The organism is Parasedimentitalea nitratireducens (assembly GCF_057444295.1).
This window is the reverse complement of sequence record NZ_JBYAXC010000012.1, coordinates 32,505-56,993: the sequence shown is the minus strand read 5'-3', so window position 1 is coordinate 56,993 and position 24,489 is coordinate 32,505. Positions and strand designations below refer to the sequence as shown.

The window sequence follows — 24,489 nt, the reverse complement described above, 5'->3', positions numbered from 1 at the left end:
CAAACCCGCAACCGTCAGGACAGAACCACGATATCGGTGACATCCGGATCGACATCGCGGCAGGCCGCCAGCAGGCGCGTCGCCAGATGGGACATCACATAGGTGGCATGGAACCGGCTCGGGGCCATCAGGGTAAGCCGCCCCCCTGCCCTCCCCTGCCGGGTAAGGGACTGAATCCACGCGGTATAGCTGGCCGGATCTTCGGCATGCATCACGCCTTTGACCAAAGTCCACTCGGAGCCGTCCGACAGATCCGGTGCTGGCGCCGGGCTGGCCATAGGCATGGGCACCACATTGCTGGGTTGCGAATCATCTGTGCTGAGACGGTGTTCAAAATCCGTGCCAACGGCGGCCCAGATCGGTTGGGTGTCACTCAGGACGCGGTCCAGATCAATTCCATACTCGGTGACCCTGCCCCGCGATCCCTGCCGCTTGACCACCAGCCAGCCCATCGCTCGCAGCTTGGCCATCTCACGTTTCACGGTACGTTCGTCCACATGCCACATCCGGGCAATCTCGCGCTGACCCACCGCCAGTTCATCGCGTGACCAATTATAACGGGCTGTTACCAAGGTCATGAACCGCAACACCAACCGCTGCTTGCCCTTGTCCAACGACAGAGCATGTGTCCCCAAGGCTGTGAGGATGTCATATTTGATGACCGACGCATTTCGCCCGGTTGGTTTACTGGCAAGCATCACTGCCCTCGTGTTAACACACCTGCACGTCGACAGGTCTATTCCTCATGTGTCCCGGCTTCACTGGCCCAGATCTGGTGCGTCCTTTTGCAAAAGGGTCCTGGCCATGTTTGGCTCAGACCCGATCAACTCAGCGCTTTTCGTCTTTGTTAACCGATTTGCGTCCTTTTGCTCGATTCTGTCAAGCACTCTGTGGATTGCTTGTTGTCCCTAATCCCTTTTTCGAAAGAAAAATTGGTATTAATGGTATTGGGGGACATGCTGGCTGTCCCCTATTGGGTGAAAAATGTCCCCCAATATGCTGTGGGGGCTAAATTACTGTCCCCCTAAATACCCCCTCAAGATCAAGGGATTCGAATCGGTTGGCCTGGTGTGCGCCGAATCGGACAACGCCCTTTGCGCCAGTCCTACTGGCCTGCGTCCCCGCGGGGACAGGACGCTTATCCCGACAATAATAGCTTTTGCGTTTATTGCAAATTCCGCGTAAATGGGAAGTACGGCGGAATTTGCGTCCACTTGAATGAGCGCAAGACCACGAGCAGAGATGAGGAACAGATATGTTTACCCACCAGGACCTGTCACAGATGCAGGCGCAGTCACTGAAAATGCAAAGCTGGATCCGGCAGCAGACCTTCTCACCGGAGATGGAAAAGAAGCTGCGTCGCTTCTCTAGCTGGGAAGTGGCCGAGCTGATTTTCAAAGCCAACCAGTCGACCCTGCGCGGACGGTTGGCGGCGGATCCCTCCCTGCCCCAGGGCCAGGTCGAGGCAGACGGGCGCCAGCGCTGGTACTCGCTGGAGGAAATCAACGAGCTGCGCCGCCGTATCAAGGTGAACCGAAAATCACTGATGCCAGACCGCCCGGCAGGCAAACGGGCGCTGCGGGTGGCGATCTCCAACTTCAAGGGCGGCGCTGGCAAATCCACAGTGGCGTTGCACTTTGCCCATGCCGCGGCACTTGATGGCTACCGGGTGCTCTGCGTCGATTTCGACCCCCAGGCCACCCTCTCCCATTCCATGGGGCTGAATGACGTGACCGAAGACTATACCGTTTGGGGTATCATGGCCCGCGATCTGGTGCGCGAGACCGAGCGGATGAATGCCACCACCCAGGGGGCCGAATCCGGTGCGGCCCTGCCCCACCGCCGCCTGCCCGAGGCAATCACCGGCATGGGGCTGCAGGATCTGCGCATCAACGACTTCATCAAGCCCACCAGTTGGCCCACCATCGACCTGGTTCCCTCCTGTGCCAATGCCGCCTTTGTCGAATTTGCCAGCGCACAGTATCGCCACATCAACCCGGAATGGTCGTTCTTTGCCGCCGTGTCCCGTTACCTCGACCAGATCCCGGCCGAAGACTACGATCTGATGATATTCGACTGCCCGCCGGCAATTGGGTACCAATCTATGAACGCGGTCTTTGCCGCCGACATGCTCTATATCCCTTCCGGCCCCGGCTATTGGGAGTATGATTCCACCACCTCCTTCATCGGCCAGCTGTCCGAAGCGCTCGAGGATCTGTCGGCGTTCAACGGCGTTGTCCCCGCGGGGACAGCCACCCTGCCCAAGGTGTTTCAGGATGTGCGGTTCCTGCTCACCCGGTACGAATCCGGCAACGACCTGCACCGCGCCATGCGCGAGGCCTTTGGCAAAGTGTTTGGTGAACGCCTGGCCGACCACCCGATCGAGATGACTCGCGCGGTGGAACAATCCGGGCGCTTCCTTAGCTCGATCTACGAAATCGACTATCGCGACATGACCCGCGAAACCTGGCGTCGGGCACGAGCGTCATTTGATCAGGCCTACGCTGAATTCAAAACAAATGCCCTGTTGGCCTGGGATGGACTGGAGGATGAGAGATGAGCAAGCGACGCGTCTTTGACATCAACTTTTCACCCGACCCTGTCGATCCCCCTGCCCCAACTGTCCCCGCGGGGACAGAGAAGCCAGAGGCGCCCGAAACCCGGCGCGGCCCCATGGCCAAGGCAATCTCGGAAAACGCCGATGCCCTGCGTGCGCGCGCCGATGCCGAGCAGAAAATCCGGGCTGAAAACGATCGCCTAGCGCATGAGTTTGTACGGCTTAAAAAGCTGGGCCTCGTGGTCGACCGCATCCCACTGGACCAGATCAAAACCACCAAGCTCACCCGTGACCGCAGTCAGACACGTGACCCGGACCTGGCTGAGCTGATTGATTCGATCCGCAACATCGGGCTGTCCAACCCAATCCGTGTGGAACAGGACGGCGACGGTTATCAACTGGTTCAGGGCTTCCGCCGCCTGTCGGCCTATCGTGCCCTATTTGAGGAAACTGGCGATGATCTCTATGCGACCATCCCTGCGGGCTTGGTTGCAAACGGTGAAACACTGCAGGGCCTGTATCGCCGCATGGTCGACGAAAACCTGGTACGCCGCGATATCTCTTTCGCCGAAATGGCGCAGCTCGCCCTCTCTTATGTGCAGGATGACGCCACCGAGGCCACAACTTTGGATCAGGCAATCAGCACGCTCTATGCCTCGACCGGGCGTCAGAAACGCAGCTATGTGCGCCACTTTGCCGAGCTGCTGGAGTGGATTGGTGCCGACCTGAAATTTGCCGAGGCAATCCCCCGCGCTCTTGGCCTGGATCTGAAAAAACACTTGGCCGAGGCCCCAGCCTATCAGGTGGCATTGCGCGAAAAACTACAAACCGCCCTGCCCCAATCTTCTGAGGAAGAACTGGCGATTCTGCGCGGCGCGCTCAGCAAACCCAGCAGCCGTCCAGCCAAATCTTCCCCCCGTGTGGATAGCGCCAAGACATCGTTGCGCTGCACTGTCCCCGCGGGGACAGTGCGCTGTCTGGCCCGCAATGGCCGCATCGAAATGGCGATGGAGAAAGACTTCTCCACCATTGATCAGCGACGCCTCGAAGGCGCAATTGCCGCCTTCTTTGATGCCCTGTCGGCCGAAGATGAGGCCGACAGCTAAGACTGTCGTTTGGCAAAAATCAGGCTCTAGCCTCAGTGTTAGAGCCTGATATTGACCTCGCGACCGAAAAAACTTTGCAAAATCGCCGTGGTGTTGCGCATTGGGCGCTTTGGCGTTCGGCCTGCTCATTTCATTGAAATATCCATAGGCTAGGGTGGTCTGGTTCGCGCGTTACCAGCCCAAGGATCATCCATGCTTACGCCCTCTGATCGTTCTGAAGCATCCCGCAAAAAACCGGATCCGGCAGCCTATAAAATCCTCAGTCCCCGTGTTTTGAAACTGGACGAGGTGTACACCGATGACCTGCCATGCGACCGGCTCGACCTGGCAGGGGAGGGCACAAGCCCAGACATGCAGATGCTGAAAGCGTCGCTGCAAACGCGCGGTCAACGCTCGCCAGTGGTGGTCTTTCGCGACGTGGACCATCGCTATCAATTGCTGTCAGGTTGGCGTCGGCACGCAGCGCCGCAGCAGTTGGCGGCCGAGCAAGGCACCGAGACACCAACCATCACCGCGCGGTTGACGGGCAGGGGGCAGCAGCGCATTGATCTCTATATCGACATGGTAGAAAGCAACCTGCTGCATCAACCGCTCAGCTTTGGGGAATTGGCGCAGCTGGCCCTGTCTGCCGCCGCCGATCCCGAACTTGATCTGGGAGTAGGGGAGGTGGTGCGCCAGCTTAATGGGGCCTTGCCCAAGATGAAGCGATCCTACATCCGCAGTTTTGTTCGTTTGCTTGAAGCCCTTGGCGAGGATCTGCGATTTGTCCATAAAATATCACAAAATCAAGGTGTTGCGGTAAGTCGTAAGGTGAAGAAAGCGCCAGAGACGATCCCCGACCTGCGCCAGAAGCTGGCACGGTGCACGACGGAAGGTGAGCAATATGTTGTTTTTAAAGTGTATTTATCAAATCAAGACGCGAAGCAAAACTCTGTCACACCAACAGAGCGTCAGATCTATCTGGGCAAAACCCATGTCACCGGGCGTCAGGGCGAATGCCTGATCCGATCAGAGCGTGATTTTAGCAAGGTTCAAAGCCCGGTGTTATCGCGCGCGATCCAGGCGTTCGAGCGGATTTTGCAACAGGGGTAACCCATGGGTTACCCGCGACTTTTCTGGCAGGGGAGGGCAGGGGCTTAGTTGACCACTGCAAATTCTATGCGTCGGTTCTTGGCCCGGTTCTGCGCCGTGTTATTCGAAACCAACGGCTGTGTCTCTCCAAAGCCGGCCACTTTCATACGCTCCGCCGGAATACCCTTGTGCACCAGATAGTCCGACACCGCGTCGGCCCGTTGCTCGCTCAACTTCATGTTCCAGGCGGCCTGACCCTGGCTGTCGGTGTGGCCTGCGATCTGGATCACCAGATCCGGGCACCGCGCAACTACGTCATATAACGTATCCAGCAGCGCGGTAGAGCCGGGATCAAGCCTTGCCTTGGCCGGGGCAAAATTGATGCTGCCGGTTTTTGACAGGATTTCAAACCGACCAACACATTCGCCGCGATCAAAATTGCCCGTGGTCTCCAGCGCTGCCGAGGCAGACACCACAGGGGCAGCCACGGCAGGTGCAGAACCCGGAGCGGTGCGATCAAATGTCAGGTTCAGGCTGACAATGGCCAGCGGGGTGATGGTGACCCCGGCCGCTTCTTCCAGTTTGGTCTTGCCTGCTTCCAGGCCAAAATCTTTGATCATGATCGGGATAGGCTTCACAGTGGCCACATTGATCCGGTCATTGCTGATCAGTGAAATGATCACCGGCGCGCTCATCTCGGCCTTGACCCCATGCAGGTTCAGCGAAAACGGCAGGGTAATCTCTTTACGCCGCAATGTGGGCAAATCGGTCAGTGCGGCGGCATCCAGATGGGTGGTAATCACCGCCTGTGGGTGCAGGAAGGTTTCAAAGAACAAAAACCGCATCCGAACATTGCGCAGATCCACCTTGGTATCAACCGAATCCAGCGCGATGGTCAGCACCGCGGTGCCATCCTCGGCGATCTGGCCGTTGACAGTGGCAAAGCTATTGGTTTCAGCGATATGCCCTTTCTTGATCGACATATAGGTGACATTCGACGCTGCTTGGTCCAGCTGCCACCCATGTTCAAATGGGTTTTGTGCCAGCAAAACACCGGGCAAGCTAAGCAAAAGCATAAGGGAGAGGGAACGGATCATGGCCATAACAACGCCACCTTCTAACCAGACTAAAAACCAAACTTTGGCAAAACAGGCCAAAGCACAACAACAACGAGACTGGCCTTTATTAACAGGAAACTTGCGCAAAAAGGCAAGGAGCGCGATAGTTTAGATATTGTTTTCCGGTAAACTCAGGTGGTGCGGCGGATATTTGTTTGGTTGGAGAGTTGCCCGTGAAACGGTTTTGGATGATCTGTCGGATCCTGTTGCTATGCGTCGCCTTGCCCTTGGGCTGGGGGCAAAGCGCCAAGGCCGAAGACCGTTTGGCGCTAATCTTTGGCAACTCCGCCTATGGGGCCGTGTCCCCGTTAGACAATCCAGTGCACGATGCCGATCTGATGCGCAGCGCGCTGGAACAGGTTGGGTTTCAAGTGACCATGCTCAGGGACGCCACCCAGATTGAAATGAAACGGGCCATCGCCCAGTTTGGCCGCGAGCTGCGCAAGGCGGGTGGCGACGCCACCGGGCTGTTCTACTATGCCGGCCACGGGGTGCAGAGCTTTGGCAACAACTATCTTCTGCCCGTCGATGTGTCGCTGTCGGATGCGGCTGATCTGGACCTTGTCGCGGTCGAGGCTCAGTCGGTGCTGCGCCAGATGGCCTCGGCCCGCAACCGCACCAATATCGTGATCCTGGATGCCTGTCGCAACAACCCGTTCAGCGAAATCCCCGAGCTGAACGACAATGGTCTAGCTGAAATGAAGGCGCCCACGGGCACCTTTTTGGCCTATGCAACGGCACCGGGCGGGGTGGCACTGGACGGGCTAGGGCAGAACAGCCCCTTTACCCAAGCCGTTGTGGAGCATATCGCAGTGCCAGGGCAACCTGTCGAACAATTGTTCAAACAGGTGCGCCGCGCGGTTCTCAAGCAAAGCAATGGATTGCAGACGCCTTGGGATGCCTCTTCCTTGACCAGTGATTTCCTGTTTGTTGAAAAACCGCCAGAACCCACTGCTGCCTCGTCCAGCGAACAGCAGGTTTGGGAAACCGTCAAAGCAACGCGAGATCCGGTGCAGCTCACGCTGTTTCTGCGCGGCTATCCCGATGGTGAATTTGCAGGTCAGGCCCGGTCGCTGCTGGCCGAGGTAATGGAGTTGGAACTGGCCCCCGCCACGGCGACCCCAACACCGCCGCCAAGTGAAGCCGAAAACGCCCTGATCCAGGCGGCTCAGGCTGATGGCAGTATCGCGGCTTACGAGGCATATTTGCAGAGCTATCCCAATGGCACCTACGCAGAAATGGCGCGAGCCGAAGTGGTGTCGCTGGGGCAGGGGACCAGCACCGATCCACTCGCTGGCGGAGAAGAGGACGTAGCGGTTGTCGAGCCCCCCAGTCAGCCTACGCCCAAGCTGCCAGAAGCTGGCCCGGTTACCTTTGCCAGCCCACTGGAGTCCGAGCTTGAACCCGTTGCGGGTAAATCCTTGGCTGAGCTGATCACTGGATCCCCGGTCTTTCCCCCGGTCGAAGGCCTGCCCGAGGCCTATTGGAAGGATCAGACTTGTTCCAACTGTCACCAATGGAATCGCGAAAGGTTGTGCACTCAGGCAAATGCCTATCTGAGCCTCACCATGCAGCGGTCCCTGACCAAACAGCACCCCTTTGGCGGTGTCATGAAACGGGCGCTGAAAAGCTGGGCCACAGGCGGCTGCCAATAAGCGCCCAACTTCCAAACTCTCCCGCCCGTCGTTTGCTTTCTGGCGAAAGCGCCTCCAGTTGGGCGTGGCACCGCGCAAGCGCGGTGCCACGCCCAAGGCCGCCAAGGGGGACCAGCAGAGCTGGTGCACCTGTGGGCGCGGGAGCATTTGGGTTAACGGGCTGAGGTTGAGACAAAGAAATAGACCCATTCCCCCTTGAAGTCTGGATAGGTCACACGGGCTTTGGCCACCTGTTGGGACAGCCACGCTAAATAGGGCGCGGCCTCCTCGCTGATTGGTCGTAATTCTGGATACAAGGGGTGCGAGGCGGCATAAGCAACCGCGATTTCCTGGCCATAGGGCGGCCCCACAACAATTTGTAAACCAGGATCGCCGGGGTTTTTGGCCCCAACCCGCAACCGGCTTTGTGCCGTCGACAGCGTCAGGGGTACTCTGTCATTGGGAGACAGATGCAGCACAGCGCCGCCCGCATCAAAATAGTCGACATAGACATAGGCATCATAATCCGGTGCCGTGAGGTCAAAAAACATCGGGTCGCCTTGGGAGTAATCCAGCACCCGCGCGTGGGTGTCGGCGCCGATTAGCAGCGGATTGGTGATTTGATCGGTGCTTTGTGGTAGCCCAACATCTGCAATCCCGGCCAGCGCGCCGCATTGGGGGCGGGGCAGGAGCTTCATCTGGTCCGAAACCACAATATCCGGCCCCATCTGCGCCTGCAGGGCTGCCAGCACTGGGGCGCGCAGCCCGTCCTCGGGCAGATGGCCGCGCAGGTTCAGGGTGGCGGTATCCGGGTCAAATTGCACCTGCAAACGTGAACAGGGCACCGCCGCCAAGATGCCGGTAACCCCATCACGCAGGGGATCTCCTGAGGCCGCAACATCGCCGGGAATCATAAAGCTTTGAAAGGCCGCGAGTGAGACCGGATCAGCCTGACCGCTGCCTTTGCCAGAGAACGCCAGAGCGGCTGTGATATGGGGCACTTCTGGTTCTGACGGCGCAGCCGCTACTGGGGTAGGGCGCTGTTGGCTCACGACCGTGCTGTCCGGGTTTTGCACAGCGCTGGGGATGCTGTCTGGTTGGGATTGGTGAGCAGCAGTTGCCGTGGCCTCGGTTTCGGTTAGGTCTGGAGCTTCTGGCGGTTGTTGGGGGGCTGGGGTGCTGTTGAACACAGCCGGCACAACCGACTCGGCAGCGGGCGATGTTGGCGGGGCCAGGCTGAGCGGAGGGGCGGCAGAGGCCAGTGCCACTGGGGCTGGTTGGATCGTAGCCGAGGCTTGTGTAACAGGCACGGCGGTCTGAGCCGCAGTTTGCAGCGCGGGTTGGGGTGCAGCCGATAATTTCTCCGATGACGCAGGACTTTGGGAGAGCTTGTTCATCTGTGCTTCAACAGGTTCTGCCTGTGGTGATGGGGCAAGCGCCGCCGTCAATGCTGCGCCCTCTGGCTGTATTTGCTCAACCCGAGATCCTTGAGGCGAAATGGGGTTTGCACTTGAGTGCGGCACAGCCCCTGCGGCCAGACCTTCTCCGCGGGCTTCGGTTTGGGCGGCAGGGTCACTTTGGGCCTGTTGCGGGACGGCCTGGCTTTGGGGCACCCGATAGGCCTGCATTTTCAACTCACTTTGCGGGCTGGGCTGATGGTCGACTGGATCGGGCTGCAAGGCCCACAACAGGAGTGCGGCAAAACCTAAGTGTGTTAGTGCCGAGCCAGTGACGCCGCCAAACCATATGCTGGGGCCGGGTTTCATTGGTCGCGCTCGGGAGTGACCACCAAAACGACATCGCCAATCCCCAGAGCCTCGGCTTGGGTGACATAGGGCAGCACATGGCGCAGCTCGGCGTCGCGGTGGGCGTTAATACGCAGGCGCAGGTCCGGGTCTTGCAGAAGGTGCGCGGTCAGCCGACTGTCCAGCATTGCGGGCGCGATGGCATCACCGTCCAAAGCCAATGCGCCATCCGCCGCCACCGCTAGGGTGATCCCTCCAGAGGGCATGTCACTGCCTGTTTGGGCCATGGGGGGGCGGACATCAAACGGGGCGGTGGCATCCATGCGGCCGATCAGCATGAAGAACACCAAAAGGAAAAACACCACATCGATCAGCGCGATGATGGTTTCTGACTGGACGGCGCGTTTGGGGCGAGACAACCTCATGGTCGTGCCTCTAGCCGCAAAACCCGCAACCGCTGAACACCGGCCTTAGCAGCAGCATCCATGACCGAGATCAGTGCCTGTGTTGGGGCCGCCCCCGAGGGCAATATTAGGACCTGCATCAGTGGTTCCTCGGCCAGCTCTTGTGACAACAGCTGGCCCAACACCGCCGGATCGACAATTGCACCGCGTACAACCATCGATCCATCAGCCCCAAGGCGGACCATCATGGTCCCTTGCGGGGCAGGGGCCTGCGAGCTTCCACCTTCAGACGGGCGCAGCGCCGGGATTATATCCAGGTTCAGATAGGTCGAGGTGACCATGAAGAACACCAAGAGGATCAGCATCACGTCGATCATTGGCACCAGCGAGATCAGCGCGCGGGGTTGACTGTGCCGCCTGAGGATCATGGGCTAACCTCCGCTAACGGCTCTCGTTTACCAGCAACAACCGGCCCACCGCGTTTTCGATCAGCTGGGCAGCGCCATCGATGCGGGCGGCAAATAGACCGGCGGCAATGGCGGCTGGGATGGCCACCAACAACCCGGCGGCGGTGGTCAGCAACGCTTGCCAGATCCCGCCGGCCAGAACGGATGCATTTGCGGCCCCCTGCGCCAGTTCCAACTCCTGAAACGACTGGATCATCCCCAGCACCGTGCCCAGCAACCCCAGCAGAGGTGAGACCATGGCAATCAGCTCCAGCAGCCGGATTAGGCTGTTCATCTGGGTGATCTCGTTATTGCCGCGCCGCATCAGTTCGCTTTCCAACCGGGGGCCGGCAAGGCCCTCGCTGAGCGCATGCATGGCATAGCCCATCACCCGGTCGGCAGGGGCAGCGCCATTGGCGATGGTGGCCATGGCCCCGTCACTGTCGCCCTTTTGCCAAAGCCGCAGCGCCCGGCCACGGTCTTCCTCGCCCGAGCGGACGGACCAAAGTTGTGTCAGCTTGACCCCGATCAGCGTCAGCGACAGCAATGACATCAGCGCCAGAAGCGCGATCACCGGCCCTCCGGTGCCAAGCATCTCCCAAACACCTGTCATCGCTATTTCACCAACTGCGCAGCGGTTTTGGAGCCCAGATCAAGGATTGGAAAACAATCCATCTGCTCCTCATTTTGCGGCTGGCACGAGGTTACATCGTGCAACAGGATTTCCGAGATATTGCCACAGGCAATCTCGGGGATTTCAAACAGCTTCAACGTGGTGCGCTGTACGGGCAGGGGGGCGGCATCGATCGAGAGCAGCCGATCAATTACCCCCTGACCATCCAAAATGGCCAGCGACATTTCAAACCCGGCAAAGCTTTTGTCTGTTTGATTTCGGAACAAGAAAAACGCTCGGCATCCGCCTGTGTCGATCTCTTCGACCTTGTTCAGTTCAACAGCCAGGCGGCCGGTTTCGGCCTGTGCGGCAAGGGGCAGCAGCGTAGCTAAAATCAATGATTTCAATTTCATGTGCATCTCCGTTTTGGCGGTGATTGTCAGGTCAGGGTCATCAGAGCTTTTTCAATTCGATCCATCATTTTGTTGGCGCCGTTCAGATCTCGGGATTTGAGCAGCCGGGCCGCTTTGTGCACGGCGCGGTCCAGTTTGCTGCGGGCGGCTCCGGGCGCGCGGGCCACACTGGCGCGCAGGCCCTGCGCCCGTTTGACGCCAGCCCCCAGGGACATCTTGTCCCGGCTTTGCTGGGCGCGTTTTTGGGTGCGTTCGGCATTTTCGATAGTCTTGCCGATCTTGGCGAGGGCCATTTCGATCATGGTGATCAGCGTTTCGGCCTCTTGCAGCTTGCCGTCATTGACCAGTTTCACCGCTTTTGCCACCGCGCGTTTCAGTTTCATCTCCAGCTTGCCGGGGGCCAGCGCTATGCGGGGGCGAATCTTTTTCAGCCGTTTCACCAGCTCTTGCGCCGCCTTGCCACTACCCGTGGGCGGCTTGACATCGGCAACTTTGTCATCGGTCACCACCGCCTCGGATTTCTCCGGTTTCATGCTGTCGAGCAGATTGCCGCCCTTGTCATAAAACAGCACGTTTACCTTGGGCTTGTTCTTGCGAAAGAACTTTTTCAGCTGGGTAATGACCTTGCCCGATACCTTTTCGACAATCATCTCCATCTGATCTGATCGCACCACATAAGTGCCCCAAATCATAGGCGGACCACCGCCTGCCTTTTTCATCGGCGCACCTAAAGCCTCGGGTTTTTTGCCCGGCTCGATCATCAAAATGGGGTCGTTTATTTTATCGAGACAAAAGCCAAAACACATGCGTTTTTGGGCGCCTTTGCGCACCATAGCCTTGACTTCATCCCCCGGAACACGGGTAGCAACCATAACCTAGCACTCACAAAAACAGTGAAACCAATTGACTTTAAGAAGACGATAAGGCTCACTTGGGGTCAAGTTTTTGTTTATTGTACTGCAATCCTGCTTGCCTGGCTGAGCTGCGACTTTGCCATAGAACGAAAGTCTGGATTGCTTAGACCCTGTGTTTTTGGAGGTCGCTTGCATGGATCCGGCTGTTCTGCTGCAGTCCAAAGAAGATGACGCCCCAAGTGGCGACAATCTTGAATATGATCCGACGTTTACGGAAATGGAGCTGGCTGCTCAGCCCGGCGAAGAAGTGGTGCTGGGCGATGAAACCACCGAGGCGTCTGATCCGGATTATCGCGAAGTTGAAAAACATGCACTGTCGGTGCTGGAGCGCAGCCATGATATTCGCGCGGCTGTTTTTATGGCTGATGCCATTCTGCATACCAAGGGCCTGACCGGGTTTGCAGACGCAACAACATTTTTGCGCGGCTGTCTGGAGCAGTTTTGGGAAACCTGTCATCCGGAACTGGATGAAGATGACGGCGATCCGATCATGCGGATCAACGCGGTGCAGGATCTGTGTGGTCAACCCGATGACATGGCTGGCCCGTCGCCTGTGTATCGTTCGCTGCGCCGTGCGCCGCTTAGTGATAGTCGTGGGTTTGGCCGTTTTTCACTGCGTGATATCGAAGTTGCCGAGGGCTTGATGACGGCGCCGGCCAATATGGAGACGGTGCCCGATACCCCGACTGTCAGCGCCGCGTTTCAGGATAGTGATAAAGATGATCTGGCGGCACGATTGGCGGCGATTGAAACCGCAGCCGCAAATGTCACGGCTATTTCTGCGGTGTTTGATGAACAGACACCGGGGCAGGGGCCTGATTTGAATCCCTTGGTCAAATTGCTGCAACAGATGGCCAAGCGGCTGGCAGACTATGCCAGCCTGACGATAGCAGAGCCGGATACTGATACCGATACGGATTCTGAAACCGGAGGCGAAGTTTCGCAGACTCCGGTTGCAGTTGTGGCTGGCGGCGTAGCGGGAATCAATTCGCCTGCGGATGTGGTCAACGCACTGGATCGGATCATTGGTTACTACCAACGCGCTGAACCCTCTAGCCCGCTGCCAATTTTGCTGGAACGGGCCAAGCGTTTGGTGGGGGCTGATTTCATGGCCATCATGAATGATATGGCACCGCAGGGTATCAGCAATGTTCAATTGATTGGGGGCATTGACGACGACGATTGAGTTATGGCCGCGCCTGCCTCGTGTGTTTGGGGCGTGCGGTGCAACGTTTGACGAGTAAGGAGTACGAAATGGCCGGTAGTTCTCAGAAGTTTATAGCGCGAAACCGGGCGCCGCGCGTTCAGATCGAATATGATGTCGAGCTGTATGGCGCAGAAAAGAAGGTTCAGCTTCCGTTTGTGATGGGTGTTGTCAGCGACTTGGTTGGCAAATCCGAGGTGGAACAACCCGCAGTCGCGGATCGCAAGTTCCTGGAAATTGATGTCGACAATTTTGATGACCGGATGAAGTCGATGGCGCCACGTGCTGCATTCACCGTGCCCAACACTCTGACCGGTGAGGGCAACCTGGCGGTCGATATCACCTTTGAAAGCATGGATGATTTCAAGCCCGCAGCCATTGCCGAGAAGGTGGCCCCATTGCGCGAGCTGCTGGAGGCGCGGACTCAGCTGTCCAATCTGATGACCTATATGGATGGTAAAACCGGGGCCGAAGATCTGATTGCCAAGATCATCCAAGATCCAAGCTTATTAAAAACCCTCGCGGCGCAGGCGGCGCCGGGTGGCAGCAGTGAAGCTGAAGAGCAAGGAGGGGAATGATGGTGGACGAACTCGAAAAGGAAGCCGTTGCTGGAGAGGAAGCCTTTGGCTCCAGTGAATTTGCCGACCTGCTGCAAAAGGAATTCCGGCCCAAATCAGACCAAGCCAAGACAGCAGTAGAATCTGCGGTTAAAACTCTGGCTGAACAGGCTTTGGCCAATACGGGGCTAATCAGCGACGATGCGCTGCGGTCGATCGAAAGTATTGTGGCCGAGATCGATAAAAAGCTGACCGAACAGGTCAATCTGGTGCTGCACAACGAAGAGTTCCAGCAGATTGAAAGCGCCTGGCGCGGGCTGCATTATCTGGTGAACAACACGGAAACTGATGAACAGCTGAAAATCCGGGTGATGCCGATCTCGAAGAAAGAGATGCACAAGACCCTGAAAAAATTCAAAGGCACCGCCTGGGATCAATCGCCGATCTTCAAGAAGATCTACACCGAGGAATTCAGCCAGTTGGGCGGTGAGCCTTATGGGTCGTTGGTGGCTGATTATCACTTTGACCAGTCCCCACCTGATATCGAATTGCTGGGCGAGATGTCGAAGATTGCAGCCGCAGCTCATGCGCCGCTGATCACCGGGGCCAAGCCGACATTGTTCCAGATGGACAGTTGGTCGGAACTGTCGAACCCGCGTGATTTGACCAAGATTTTCCAGACCCCGGAATATGCCGCCTGGCGGTCGTTGCGGGAAAGCGAGGATTCCAAATATGTCGGTCTGGCGATGCCCCGGTTCCTGGGGCGGATGCCATATGGGTCTAAGACCGACCCGATCGAAGAGTTTGCCTTTGAAGAAGACACCGGCAGTGCCGATAGTGGTCACTATTCATGGGTCAATGCGGCCTATGGCATGGCGATGAATATCACCCGGTCGTTCAAATCTTACGGTTGGTGCTCGCGTATTCGTGGCGTTGAAAGTGGCGGTACACTGGAAGGTCTGCCTTCGCACACTTTCCCAACCACTGATGGTGGTGTGGATCAGAAATGTCCCACCGAGATTGCCATTGATGACCGGCGCGAGGCGGAATTGGCGAAGAATGGCATGATGCCGCTGCTACACCGCAAAAACACCGATGTGGCAACATTCATGGGTGCACAATCGCTTCACAAACCGGCCGAATACGATGATCCCGACGCAACCTCGAACGCCAATCTTGGGGCGCGACTGCCCTATCTGTTCGCCACCTGTCGGTTTGCACATTACCTGAAATGTATGGTGCGCGACAAAGTCGGGTCCTTCAAAAGCCGCCAGGGGATGGAAACCTGGCTGCAGGATTGGATCAACAATTACGTTGATTTCAACGCCGAGATTTCCTCGGAAAACGAAAAGGCGCGCAAGCCTCTCGCCGCTGCCGAAGTGGTAGTTGAAGAGGTCGAGGGCAATCCGGGCTATTACAGCTCAAAATTCTTCCTGCGCCCGCACTACCAGCTCGAAGGCCTTTCTGTCTCGCTGCGGTTGGTATCCAAGCTGCCCTCGGAAAAAGGAGGCTGATCCGCCAATTTTAGGCTGATCTAGCACAAGACGTAACGAGTAGTTGGTTTTGAAAGGAATGGAAAATGGCTGCCAATATGTTTGTTGAAATATCGGACGTCGAAGGTGATGCAACCGAGGATACTCACAAAAAGTGGATTGTGGTGCAATCGGCCAGTTGGAATGTTGAGCGGGCGGTGGAAATGACCGATCTTGGGTCAACTCAGCGGATGCATGCGAATTCTAACTTTGGGAAGCTTGAGTTGACGTCGCAGATGGGCAAGGCCTCGAATGATCTGGCGCTGTCGGTGGCAAACGGCACTGTGCGCCCTGAGATCATCATGCACTGGTGCCGCTCGGGTGACAGCGCCTCCGAAGGTCTGTTGGTCTATTGCATCTGGAAACTCAAAGACGTTGTGATCGACAGCTATTCCCTGTCCAGCAGCGAGGATGGCATTCCCGAAGAAACTTGGGCGCTGGCCTATGCCGGGATTGAGATCGAGTACAAATCGACCGATCAGAAAACCGGTAAGCTGACCACCGAAGGCACGTTTAAGTGGAATGTTCAGACAGGCAAAGTCGAATAGTCCTGCACAACTGCTCCGGGCGCTCAGGTGCCCGGAGTCTTTGGTTTAGTGGATTAAACGGTGGAGCGCGTTTTGATGACACCCGAAGAGCATCTGAAATCCGGTGATCCCGGTGCCGCATTGCTGGCGCTGCAAGATTTGGTGCGCGCTGATCCATCAAATGCCAAGCTGCGCATTTTCCTGTTTCAGCTGCTCTGTGTATTGGGCGATTGGAAGCGCGCAATTGCGCAGTTGAAGCTGAGCGCCGAACTGGATGAAGGCGCCACAATGATGGCCAAGGCCTATCGCGAGGCGATCATCTGCGAAGTCTACCGGGATAAGGTCTTTGCCGGTGAGAAATCCCCGCTGATTTTTGGCGAACCCGACGAATGGCTGGCCCTGTTGATCGAGGCGCAGAAACTGCTGGCACAGGGTAAGGCAAGCGAGGCTGCCGAGCTGCGCGCCCGTGCTTTTGATGGCGCCCCGGCAAGTGCCGGAGAGTTGAACGGCGCGCGGTTCGACTGGATCGCCGATGCCGATATGCGGCTGGGCCCGGTGCTTGAGGTGATCATCAACGGGAAATACTATTGGCTGCCCTTTGCCCAAATCGGCGTACTGGAGGTCGAAGAACCCTGTGATCTGCGGGACGCGGTTTGGACTGCTGGCACACTGACACTGGTGAATGGTGGCGAGTTGGCCGCGCTGATCCCGACCCGTTACCTTGGTTCGCCCAAAGCTGATCCAGCATTGATGCTGGCCCGAGCAACCGATTGGCGGGATGCTGGGAACGAGACATTTGTTGGGCTGGGGCAACGGCTATTGACCACGGATCAGGGCGACTTTGCCCTGATGGATCTGCGCAGCTTGAAAATGGACGGCGTTGAGGCTGGTGATGGCTGACAAAACACTCGCCGAACGTCTGCAACCTTCGTTGCTGGACCGGCTGACAGATCAGCAGCCGGGTGATTTGAAGGAATCGCGTGAATCCCGCGTCATCGATTTGAACCGCCTGCGTGAAATCATCCAGCGGGACCTGTCTTGGTTGTTGAACACCCATAACGCTGAATCCCATTTCGATGCCGAGAAATTCCCCACCGTGGCCGGGTCGGTGCTGAACTATGGATTGTCCGAGGTAACAGGCGAGTATTCCACGGATCAAAAGGCGCAGGCCATCCGGCGCTCGATTGAGTTGGCCATCGCAGCATATGAGCCGCGTATTATCGAAGGCTCGGTTGATGTGCTGCTGCGCAGTGACACGGATGATGCGGAAATGACCGTGGGGTTGGATATTCGCGCCGACATGTGGGCGCAGCCGATGCCGCTGGAGCTGTACCTGCGCAGCAAGGTTGACCTGACCACCGGCGAAGTGGCTGTGGAAAGGGGGCTGTAGGTGGATACGCGGCTTCTGGAACACTATGAAAACGAGCTGAACTATCTGCGCGACATGGGCGGAGAGTTTGCTGCCGCCTATCCCAAAATTGCCTCGCGACTAGGGATGGAAGGCGTCGAGGTTCTGGACCCCTATGTGGAGCGCTTGCTTGAAGGGGTGGCGTTTCTGTCGGCGCGGGTGCAGCTGGAGTTGCAGTTGCAATATCCGAACTTCACTTCGAACCTGCTGGAAATCATCTATCCGCATTATCTGGCGCCGACGCCATCAATGATGATTGCTGCCTTTACGCCGGATCCCACCAACTCTGCCGTCAAAAGCGGCTATGTGCTGCCGCGTCATTCGGTGCTGCGCAGTAGGTTGACCGAAGGCGAGCAGACGGCTTGTGAGTTTCGCACCGCGTCTGACATGACCATGTGGCCGATCGAGATTGCCGAGGCCTCGTATATCGATGGGCGCGGCGAGCTGGTGGCCGCCGGGGTGGCAACAGGGTTTGATGCCCGCGCTGGCATCCGCCTGCGGCTGCGCCGCAGTGACGGCGAGGCCATTCGTGATTTGGAGATGGACAAGCTGACGCTGTTTCTCAGTGACAAGGCAGGGAACAGCTGGCCACTGCTTGAGCTGCTGTGCACCCAGGTGCAGGGGATGGTGGCCCGGTCTACTGACCGTCGCGCCGATTGGCATTTACCCTTGGCGGATGGCAAAATTCTGCAGCGTGGGTTCGAAGCCGACGAGGCCCTGCTGCCGACGCCCCGGCAGGTGTTTGACGGCTATCGTCTGCTGCAGGAATTCTTTGCCATGCCCGAGCGCTATCGCTTTGTCGAGTTGCAGGGTTTGCGCCCGGCGCTGGAAAAAGCCGATGGGCCCGAGGTGGATATCTATATCCTGCTGCGCGAGGGCATGAGCGAGATTGCCCCGGTGGTCACGTCTGAGGTGTTTACCCTGAATGCGGTGCCTGCGGTGAACCTGTTTGAAAAGCGCTGTGACCGGGTGCAGATCTCGCCGCATGACACCGAACAGCATGTCATTCCCAACCGGACAGCGGGCTTGGATTTTGAGATTTACAGCCTGAACAGTGTCACCGGCATCAGCGGTGAGGGCGAGGATGACGTGATGTTTCGCCCGTTTTATTCCTCCACAGATTTCTCTGCAGCCGGAGAGACATTTCCTGCCTATTACACCTTGAAACGTCGCATGCGGCAGCGGTCTGAAAAAGAGCGCCTGCGCGGGGTGCGCAGTTCCTATCTGGGATCCGAGGTCTATCTGACTCTGGTTGACCGCGAACAGGCGCCATACTCGCCACACTTGGAACAGTTGGCCATCAAAGCCCTGTGCACCAATCGCGACTTGCCGTTGCTGCTGGCCACCGGGGACGCCGATGTGTTTCACCTGCCCGAGGGTGGGCCTGTGACCTCGATCACATTGCCAGTATCGCCAACCCGGCCGCGCCCAACCCTGGCCCAAGGCGATACCGCCTGGCGGCTGATTTCGCATCTCAGCCTGAACTATGTCTCGGTCTCCGAAACCGGCAAAGGCAATTCAGCCGAGGCCCTGCGCGAGCTAGTCGGGCTTTATGCACCATTGGGCAATCGGGTGACGGAAAAGCAGCTGGAAGGCATCGTATCCATCTCAACCCGGCCCATTGTTCGCCGGATGAGCGACGAAGTGCTTTCAACTGCGGTGCGCGGGTTAGAGATCACGCTGGGCTTTGACGAGAGCTTTTTTGAAGGCAGCACCATCTATGCGCTGGGGGCAGTGCTGGAGCGGTTCTTGCGCCGCTATTCGACCATCAATTCTTTTACCGAAACTGTTCTGACAACGGAAAAACGCGGGGAAATTGCCAGATGGCGACCAGAGACAGGTCTAGGCCGGATGATCTGAGCCATTTCGACCAATTGGTCGAGAGCCCTGGAAAACACCATGTTTTCCAAGCGCTTCGCGTGTTGGAGGCGCATTACGGGGATGCGCCACGTTTGGGGGAAAGCCGCCGCCCGCGCGAGGACAAGGTGCGGTTGGGACAAGAGGCCGAACTGGCCTTTCCTCCCAGCACCATTGCCGATTTCAAACCACCCCAAGGCGATCAGCCTGCCCGCCTGACCAACCGGTTTTTTGGCCTGTTTGGCCCGCAGGGGCCACTACCGCTGCACCTGACCGAATACGCCCGTGACCGCAAACGCAACCACCGCGATCCAACGCTGGTGGGCTTTGCCGATATGCTGACCCACCGAATGATGGGGCTGCTGTACCGCGCCTGGACTCAGGGCCAGCCTGCAGTGAGCTTTGACCGCAACGATGACCCATTGGCGCGCAAAGTGGCGGCGCTGGCGGGCTATCATGGCGACAAGATGCAGGACCGCGATGCGATGCCAGATCTGGCCAAGCTGCATTTCGCCGGCCATCTGGGGCAGGGGGCACGAAACCCCGAGGGGCTGGTTTCAATCCTGTCGGCGTTTTTCGACGTGCCGGTCAAGTTGCAGGAATTCATCGGCAGTTGGCTTCAGCTAGAACCGGATGACCGCTGGCAGTTGGGGATGGCCGGTGGGCTGGGGCAGTCGACCAGCGTCGGCGAAAAGGTCTGGAGCCGCAGCGCCAAGTTCCGCCTTCGTATCGGGCCGCTGACCCTAAAGGATTATGAGCGCTTGTTGCCGGGGGGCGAGTCGCTGACCCGGTTGCGCGCTATTGTGCGGTCTTATGTTGGCGATGTGCTGGACTGGGATGTGAACCTGGTGCTGGCCGGGGATCAGGTGCCGCGTTCTAGTCTGGGTGGGACCACACGTTTGGGGCACACCAGCTGGATTGGCAGCCGCCCTGACCCCGATGCCGCGCGCCCAGATGTGAGTGATTTGTACCTGTATCCCGGGCTTGGGGATGCAGTGGTAAAAGATGTAGAGGGAGGTATTTGACATGACCGAGATCAGCCGCGTTGCTCTGTTCGGTAAGCTGAACAAGCTAGGCTATCAGGCCGTCGAAAGCGCAACCGTATTCTGCAAGATGCGGGGCAACCCCTATGTTGAGCTGGTGCACTGGATGCATCAGATATTAGCTGGCCAAGACAGCGACCTGCACCGGATTGTGGCGCATTATGATCTGGATGCCGGCAAGATCGCCGCCGAGATGACCCGGGCGTTGGATATGCTGCCGCGCGGGGCCTCGACAATCTCGGATCTGTCCGACCACCTGATGGATGCGATGGAGCGCGGTTGGGTCTGGGGCTCGCTGCTCTATTCTGCCAATCAGGTGCGCAGCGGCTATCTGCTGTTGGGGATGCTGAAAACCCCGGCCTTGCGCAATATCCTGTCGTCGATGTCGCCCGAGCTGGCCCGAATTAGGCCGGATGATCTGGCTGACAATTTTGGTGAGGTCACCGATGGTTCACCCGAAGATTCCATGGGGGCGCAGGATGGCTCGACCACCGGCGGTGGTGCGGCTCCGGGTGAAGCATCCGATGCGATGGCCCCAGCGGCTATGGGCAAGGGCGAGGCGCTAGAGCAGTTCTGCACTGACATGACCGAACAGGCACGCAATGGTGAGATTGACCCCATTGTTGGCCGCGATGAAGAAATCCGCCAAATTGTTGATGTGCTGATGCGGCGGCGTCAAAACAACCCAATCCTGACCGGCGAGGCCGGGGTGGGTAAAACCGCCGTGGTCGAAGGCTTTGCGCTGCGCATTGCCCGAGGCGACGTACCTCCCGCGCTGCATAATGTGCGGCTGCTGATGCTGGACGTGGGCCTGTTGCAGGCCGGGGCCAGCATGAAGGGGGAATTTGAAAACCGCCTGCGTCAAGTGATTGACGAGGTGCAATCCAGCCCAACCCCGATTGTGATGTTTGTCGATGAAACCCACACGCTGGTCGGGGCAGGGGGTGCGGCTGGCACTGGCGATGCGGCCAACCTGCTGAAACCGGCCCTAGCGCGGGGCACCCTGCGCACCATCGGCGCAACCACCTGGGCCGAGTATAAGAAGTATATCGAGAAAGATCCGGCTCTCACACGTCGTTTTCAGGTGGTGCAGGTGGATGAGCCGGATATCCCCAAGGCGATCCTAATGATGCGCGGCATTGCCTCGATGTTGGAAAAACACCACCGGGTGCAGGTGCTGGACGAAGGGATCGAGGCGGCGGTTAGCCTGTCGGCCCGCTATATTCCGGCGCGGCAATTGCCGGACAAATCGGTCAGCCTGTTGGATACGGCCTGTGCTCGGGTGGCGGTGAGCCAACACGCGGTGCCGGCGCAAGTGGATGACTGTCAACGCCGGATCGAGGCATTGACCACTGAGCTTTTGATCATCGGTCGTGATGAAACAGCGGGCTACGAGGTTACCGACCGGCGTGAGGCTGTAGAGACTGCCAAAGCAGCCGAGGAAGAACGGCTGGCCACCCTGACTGAGCGTTGGGATGCAGAAAAGGCGGTGGTGGATGAAATCCTCGACCTGCGTGCGAAACTGCGCGAGGGCGCCGCGCCCGTGGATGATGTCATGGACGCGGGGGATGACGGGGCCGAGGGCGCCAGTGACAGCCCGCTGGATGACAAGGCCCGTGCCGAGTTGATGCAGCAGCTCAGGGATAAAAACGCTGAGCTGGAAACCCTGCAGGATGAAAGCCCACTGATCCTGCCAATTGTGGATCATCAGGCCGTGGCCAGCGTGGTGGGGGACTGGACCGGTATTCCGGTGGGCCGCATGGTCAGCGATGAAATCGACACCATTTTGAACCTTGAAGAGCATCTGGCGAAACGGGTGATTGGACAGGATCACGCGATGAAGATGATTGCCAAGCGGATCCAGACCAGCCGCGCCGGGTTGGATAATCCATCAAAACCCATTGGGGTGTTCCTGCTCGCTGGCACCAGCGGCGTGGGTAAAACCGAAACCGCACTAGCCCTGGCCGAAGTGCTGTATGGCGGTGAGCAAAACGTTATCACCATAAATATGTCCGAATACCAAGAGGCCCATACGGTTAGTTCGCTAAAGGGCGCGCCTCCGGGGTATGTGGGTTACGGCGAAGGCGGTGTGCTGACCGAGGCAGTGCGGCGCAAGCCATACTCGGTGGTGTTGCTGGATGAGGTGGAGAAAGCCCACCCCGATGTGCATGAGATTTTCTTTCAGGTGTTCGACAAGGGGGTGATGGAGGACGGCGAGGGCCGTACCATTGATTTCAAGAACACCCTGATCCTGCTGACCTCAAACGCGGGGTCGGAACTGATCATGGACCTGTGCAGCGACCCAGATCTGTTGCCGGAACCCGAAGGCATCGCCAAGGCGCTGCGGGATCCACTGCTGAAAATCTTCCCGGCGGCGTTACTGGGGCGGCTTGTGACCATTCCGTACTATCCACTCAGCCCGGACATGATCGCCAAGATCACTGTGCTGCAGTTGAACCGGATCAAGAAGCGGGTGATGGAATCTCATGGTGTGCCGTTCGAATACACCGATGGTGTGGTCGATAAAATCGTCGAGCGTTGCCAGGAGCTGGAGAGCGGCGGGCGGATGATCGACGCCATTGTGACCAACACCATGCTGCCTGACATCTCGGCCGAGTTCCTGCGCCGCCTGATGGAAGGCAAAGAGGTCAACAAAGTATCCATCGATATCGAAGAAGGAGAATTTGCCTACAGTTTTGATGAGTGACTGGCCGTTTAGGCCTGTTTTTTAAGGGGTAAGACGATGAAGAAAAACGCTGTTCCAGAGTTAAGCCACAAGTGGTGGAAAAAGAACAAGGCCAAGACGATGAAGTCGTCGGGGCTGGGCAAGGCGCTGACCCTGTTCGAAGCCGCTGAAGACCAGATGGACTGGGCCAAATCGCTCAAGGCGCTGTCTGAGGTCAAGAAAAAGGTTGTTGTTGCGATTGGTTGCTGCAATCCCAAGCTACACGCCGATACCATTGCGGGGCTCAAGAAATACCCCGGCGTGATCCAGAAAAAACAGGTTGAGATTGAAGGCAAGCAAAAGGCCGAGATTGCCCGCGCCAAAGATGCGGCCTCGGCCCCTGCGCCTAAGCAGAAAATCGGCAAGGATGTGGTGATCTGGAAGCGCGACCTGGGGGTCGAAGCGCTGAAGAAAGCCAAGCCCAAGCATATCTCGGCGCTCAAAGGTTATGAGCTGAAGCTGAAACTGAACGATGATATTCTGGACGTGCTCGAGGCCGAGGACGACTTGGTCACCCCGGCCTATATGGCCGAAGATGCCGAGAAACTGGGCCAGAAGCTGATCGCTGGTATCGCGGGTATACTGACCAAATTTGACGACGCCTATGACAAGGTTAGCGACCCCAAGGATGTCGCCAAGATTGATGCGCTGCTGACCAAGCAGATGAAGACCGCGATTGCCAAGTATCAGCCGGTTTTCGAAAAAATCCCTGAAGCGCGTTGGAAGAAATTTGTCGCCAGTAAAAAGCAATACAAACAATACAAGATCAAAACCGGGTTGGACATTACCATTGGGGTTCTGTCGACCGCAGGCGGCGCAGTTGCCGTGGCGGGCGCAGCGGCAACCGGTGGGGCGTCCTTGGTTCTGGGTATTGTTGGTCTGGTGCGTGGCATTGCAGCACTGGCCAAGCAGATCCAGGATGCAGCGCGAGACGCTGAAAAGGTCGAAAAGGTTCTGAAGGGCGATCTGGATACGCTGATGAAGCGTTATCAGAATGCCCAAGGCGAGGCCAAGAAGAAGACCCAAGGGGCTGCCGAAGTTGGCGCCTCGGTGCTCAAAGGGATCATTGGGGCCGACGCGCCGTTTTTGGCGACACTGCCCAAATGTACCTCGAACTATGACCTGTGGGACAACAAGGTTGCCGGCCTGGCGGTTGGCGGGCGCAAGCTGTCTGGCGAAATCGTCAAGGGGCTCAAGGCATGTGACAAGCTGGATAAAACCCTGCAAGGATCAAAGGATTCCGAGGTGCGCAAGGTGTTGACCAAGCTTAAGAAAGCCCGCGCCAGCTTGGACAAGGCGCTGAACGGCTGTTCCGACATGATGGGGCGGGTGTCACATGCGGAAACCAATATGCCCAAGCTAAAGCGGATGCTGGATGCGCTAAATGCACAGAACCCCAAATATGCCGAGATCTTTGATCGGGTGTTCCCTGCCGTGGTCAACCTGACCCTGGCCGGCGCCAATGCGGGCGTTGGGTTCTCGGAGGCCAAGAGTGTTTTGGAGAGCGTCAACACCGGGCTGGGGCTGTTCAACGACATCGCCAGCGAAGGCAAGACCCAGTTGGAAGAAACCCTGGGTTAATTCCAACCCTCGAAAGGGCGGCGGTGGGGTCGCC

22 protein-coding genes are annotated in these 24,489 nt (G+C 57.9%); 14 read left to right on the top strand and 8 right to left on the bottom strand.

Annotation, left to right across the window (positions count from 1 at the left end; genetic code table 11):
- Window positions 1–14 precede the first annotated feature (14 nt).
- Window positions 15–698 (bottom strand): DnaA N-terminal domain-containing protein, encoded by a 684-nt coding sequence (locus AC2T28_RS21500; RefSeq protein WP_486750698.1) that lies wholly within the window; start codon window positions 696–698, stop codon window positions 15–17.
- Window positions 699–1,255: 557 nt separating this feature from the next.
- Between AC2T28_RS21500 and AC2T28_RS21495 the strand changes: the two genes are divergently transcribed.
- From AC2T28_RS21495 to AC2T28_RS21485, 3 genes are all read left to right on the top strand, one after another.
- Window positions 1,256–2,560 carry an AAA family ATPase gene (locus AC2T28_RS21495; protein ID WP_486750697.1) on the top strand — a complete coding sequence of 435 codons (1,305 nt, stop codon included), beginning with the start codon at window positions 1,256–1,258 and terminating at the stop codon, window positions 2,558–2,560.
- Complete coding sequence (locus tag AC2T28_RS21490) at window positions 2,557–3,663, top strand: ParB/RepB/Spo0J family partition protein (RefSeq protein WP_486750696.1); 1,107 nt, start codon at window positions 2,557–2,559, stop codon at window positions 3,661–3,663. Before AC2T28_RS21495 ends, AC2T28_RS21490 begins: the two co-directional genes overlap by 4 nt.
- Window positions 3,664–3,855: 192 nt before the next feature.
- Window positions 3,856–4,755 (top strand): ParB N-terminal domain-containing protein, encoded by a 900-nt coding sequence (locus tag AC2T28_RS21485; protein ID WP_486750695.1) that lies wholly within the window; start codon window positions 3,856–3,858, stop codon window positions 4,753–4,755.
- Between the two features lie 44 nt (window positions 4,756–4,799).
- Here the strand turns inward: AC2T28_RS21485 and AC2T28_RS21480 are convergent, their stop codons facing one another.
- The gene (locus AC2T28_RS21480; protein ID WP_486750694.1) at window positions 4,800–5,837 is read right to left on the bottom strand and encodes an OmpA family protein; all 1,038 of its coding nucleotides are present in this window, start codon (window positions 5,835–5,837) and stop codon (window positions 4,800–4,802) included.
- Between the two features lie 188 nt (window positions 5,838–6,025).
- Here AC2T28_RS21480 and AC2T28_RS21475 point away from each other — a divergent pair, with 188 nt between their 5' ends.
- On the top strand, window positions 6,026–7,507 hold the full coding sequence (locus AC2T28_RS21475; RefSeq protein ID WP_486750693.1) for a caspase family protein: 1,482 nt from the start codon (window positions 6,026–6,028) through the stop codon (window positions 7,505–7,507).
- Between the two features lie 152 nt (window positions 7,508–7,659).
- On the opposite strand, the gene AC2T28_RS21470 is transcribed toward AC2T28_RS21475, so the two are convergent.
- The 6 genes from AC2T28_RS21470 to AC2T28_RS21445 form a co-directional block, all read right to left on the bottom strand.
- Window positions 7,660–9,165, bottom strand: coding sequence for a DUF4384 domain-containing protein (locus tag AC2T28_RS21470; protein WP_486750692.1), 1,506 nt, complete (start codon window positions 9,163–9,165; stop codon window positions 7,660–7,662).
- An 83-nt stretch (window positions 9,166–9,248) separates the two neighbouring features.
- On the bottom strand, window positions 9,249–9,656 hold the full coding sequence (locus AC2T28_RS21465; RefSeq protein ID WP_486750691.1) for an ExbD/TolR family protein: 408 nt from the start codon (window positions 9,654–9,656) through the stop codon (window positions 9,249–9,251).
- Complete coding sequence (locus AC2T28_RS21460) at window positions 9,653–10,063, bottom strand: ExbD/TolR family protein (protein WP_486750690.1); 411 nt, start codon at window positions 10,061–10,063, stop codon at window positions 9,653–9,655. Before AC2T28_RS21460 ends, AC2T28_RS21465 begins: the two co-directional genes overlap by 4 nt.
- A gap of 13 nt (window positions 10,064–10,076) precedes the next feature.
- Complete coding sequence (locus tag AC2T28_RS21455) at window positions 10,077–10,694, bottom strand: MotA/TolQ/ExbB proton channel family protein (RefSeq protein WP_486750689.1); 618 nt, start codon at window positions 10,692–10,694, stop codon at window positions 10,077–10,079.
- A 2-nt stretch (window positions 10,695–10,696) separates the two neighbouring features.
- Window positions 10,697–11,107, bottom strand: a complete 411-nt coding sequence (locus tag AC2T28_RS21450; protein ID WP_486750688.1) for a hypothetical protein — start codon at window positions 11,105–11,107, stop codon at window positions 10,697–10,699.
- A gap of 26 nt (window positions 11,108–11,133) precedes the next feature.
- Window positions 11,134–11,979, bottom strand: a complete 846-nt coding sequence (locus AC2T28_RS21445) for a hypothetical protein (protein ID WP_486750687.1) — start codon at window positions 11,977–11,979, stop codon at window positions 11,134–11,136.
- A 175-nt stretch (window positions 11,980–12,154) separates the two neighbouring features.
- On the opposite strand from AC2T28_RS21445, the gene tssA reads away from it, so the two are divergent.
- From tssA to AC2T28_RS21395, 10 genes are all read left to right on the top strand, one after another.
- Window positions 12,155–13,207 carry a type VI secretion system protein TssA gene (gene tssA / locus AC2T28_RS21440; protein WP_486750686.1) on the top strand — a complete coding sequence of 351 codons (1,053 nt, stop codon included), beginning with the start codon at window positions 12,155–12,157 and terminating at the stop codon, window positions 13,205–13,207.
- Between the two features lie 68 nt (window positions 13,208–13,275).
- Complete coding sequence (gene tssB, locus AC2T28_RS21435; protein ID WP_486750685.1) at window positions 13,276–13,803, top strand: type VI secretion system contractile sheath small subunit; 528 nt, start codon at window positions 13,276–13,278, stop codon at window positions 13,801–13,803.
- Window positions 13,803–15,296, top strand: coding sequence for a type VI secretion system contractile sheath large subunit (tssC, locus tag AC2T28_RS21430; RefSeq protein WP_486750684.1), 1,494 nt, complete (start codon window positions 13,803–13,805; stop codon window positions 15,294–15,296). Before tssB ends, tssC begins: the two co-directional genes overlap by 1 nt.
- Before the next feature lie 65 nt (window positions 15,297–15,361).
- Window positions 15,362–15,862, top strand: a complete 501-nt coding sequence (locus AC2T28_RS21425; protein WP_486750683.1) for an Hcp family type VI secretion system effector — start codon at window positions 15,362–15,364, stop codon at window positions 15,860–15,862.
- Between the two features lie 75 nt (window positions 15,863–15,937).
- Window positions 15,938–16,741, top strand: a complete 804-nt coding sequence (locus AC2T28_RS21420; RefSeq protein WP_486750682.1) for a type VI secretion system accessory protein TagJ — start codon at window positions 15,938–15,940, stop codon at window positions 16,739–16,741.
- Window positions 16,734–17,231, top strand: coding sequence for a type VI secretion system baseplate subunit TssE (gene tssE / locus AC2T28_RS21415; RefSeq protein ID WP_486750681.1), 498 nt, complete (start codon window positions 16,734–16,736; stop codon window positions 17,229–17,231). The genes AC2T28_RS21420 and tssE overlap by 8 nt, the downstream gene beginning before the upstream one ends.
- Window positions 17,232–19,109, top strand: coding sequence for a type VI secretion system baseplate subunit TssF (gene tssF, locus AC2T28_RS21410; protein ID WP_486750680.1), 1,878 nt, complete (start codon window positions 17,232–17,234; stop codon window positions 19,107–19,109).
- The gene (gene tssG, locus AC2T28_RS21405; RefSeq protein ID WP_486750679.1) at window positions 19,073–20,131 is read left to right on the top strand and encodes a type VI secretion system baseplate subunit TssG; all 1,059 of its coding nucleotides are present in this window, start codon (window positions 19,073–19,075) and stop codon (window positions 20,129–20,131) included. Before tssF ends, tssG begins: the two co-directional genes overlap by 37 nt.
- Window position 20,132: 1 nt before the next feature.
- A complete protein-coding gene (gene tssH / locus AC2T28_RS21400; RefSeq protein ID WP_486750678.1) occupies window positions 20,133–22,856 on the top strand; it encodes a type VI secretion system ATPase TssH in 2,724 nt (907 codons plus the stop codon).
- Window positions 22,857–22,892: 36 nt separating this feature from the next.
- The gene (locus AC2T28_RS21395) at window positions 22,893–24,455 is read left to right on the top strand and encodes a hypothetical protein (RefSeq protein WP_486750677.1); all 1,563 of its coding nucleotides are present in this window, start codon (window positions 22,893–22,895) and stop codon (window positions 24,453–24,455) included.
- Window positions 24,456–24,489: the final 34 nt, after the last annotated feature.

Excerpts from the sequence above, each read along its gene's own strand:
- AC2T28_RS21465 (WP_486750691.1), bottom strand. The coding sequence starts at position 9,656 with ATGAGGTTGTCTCGCCCCAAACGCGCCGTCCAGTCAGAAACCATCATC.
- tssA (WP_486750686.1), top strand. The coding sequence starts at position 12,155 with ATGGATCCGGCTGTTCTGCTGCAGTCCAAAGAAGATGACGCCCCAAGT.
- tssC (WP_486750684.1), top strand. The coding sequence starts at position 13,803 with ATGGTGGACGAACTCGAAAAGGAAGCCGTTGCTGGAGAGGAAGCCTTT.
- AC2T28_RS21445 (WP_486750687.1), bottom strand. The coding sequence starts at position 11,979 with ATGGTTGCTACCCGTGTTCCGGGGGATGAAGTCAAGGCTATGGTGCGC.
- AC2T28_RS21495 (WP_486750697.1), top strand. The coding sequence starts at position 1,256 with ATGTTTACCCACCAGGACCTGTCACAGATGCAGGCGCAGTCACTGAAA.
- AC2T28_RS21490 (WP_486750696.1), top strand. The coding sequence starts at position 2,557 with ATGAGCAAGCGACGCGTCTTTGACATCAACTTTTCACCCGACCCTGTC.
- AC2T28_RS21395 (WP_486750677.1), top strand. The coding sequence starts at position 22,893 with ATGAAGAAAAACGCTGTTCCAGAGTTAAGCCACAAGTGGTGGAAAAAG.
- AC2T28_RS21420 (WP_486750682.1), top strand. The coding sequence starts at position 15,938 with ATGACACCCGAAGAGCATCTGAAATCCGGTGATCCCGGTGCCGCATTG.
- tssE (WP_486750681.1), top strand. The coding sequence starts at position 16,734 with ATGGCTGACAAAACACTCGCCGAACGTCTGCAACCTTCGTTGCTGGAC.
- tssB (WP_486750685.1), top strand. The coding sequence starts at position 13,276 with ATGGCCGGTAGTTCTCAGAAGTTTATAGCGCGAAACCGGGCGCCGCGC.
- AC2T28_RS21460 (WP_486750690.1), bottom strand. The coding sequence starts at position 10,063 with ATGATCCTCAGGCGGCACAGTCAACCCCGCGCGCTGATCTCGCTGGTG.
- AC2T28_RS21455 (WP_486750689.1), bottom strand. The coding sequence starts at position 10,694 with ATGACAGGTGTTTGGGAGATGCTTGGCACCGGAGGGCCGGTGATCGCG.
- AC2T28_RS21425 (WP_486750683.1), top strand. The coding sequence starts at position 15,362 with ATGGCTGCCAATATGTTTGTTGAAATATCGGACGTCGAAGGTGATGCA.
- AC2T28_RS21480 (WP_486750694.1), bottom strand. The coding sequence starts at position 5,837 with ATGGCCATGATCCGTTCCCTCTCCCTTATGCTTTTGCTTAGCTTGCCC.
- AC2T28_RS21450 (WP_486750688.1), bottom strand. The coding sequence starts at position 11,107 with ATGAAATTGAAATCATTGATTTTAGCTACGCTGCTGCCCCTTGCCGCA.
- tssG (WP_486750679.1), top strand. The coding sequence starts at position 19,073 with ATGGCGACCAGAGACAGGTCTAGGCCGGATGATCTGAGCCATTTCGAC.
- AC2T28_RS21500 (WP_486750698.1), bottom strand. The coding sequence starts at position 698 with ATGCTTGCCAGTAAACCAACCGGGCGAAATGCGTCGGTCATCAAATAT.
- tssH (WP_486750678.1), top strand. The coding sequence starts at position 20,133 with ATGACCGAGATCAGCCGCGTTGCTCTGTTCGGTAAGCTGAACAAGCTA.
- AC2T28_RS21485 (WP_486750695.1), top strand. The coding sequence starts at position 3,856 with ATGCTTACGCCCTCTGATCGTTCTGAAGCATCCCGCAAAAAACCGGAT.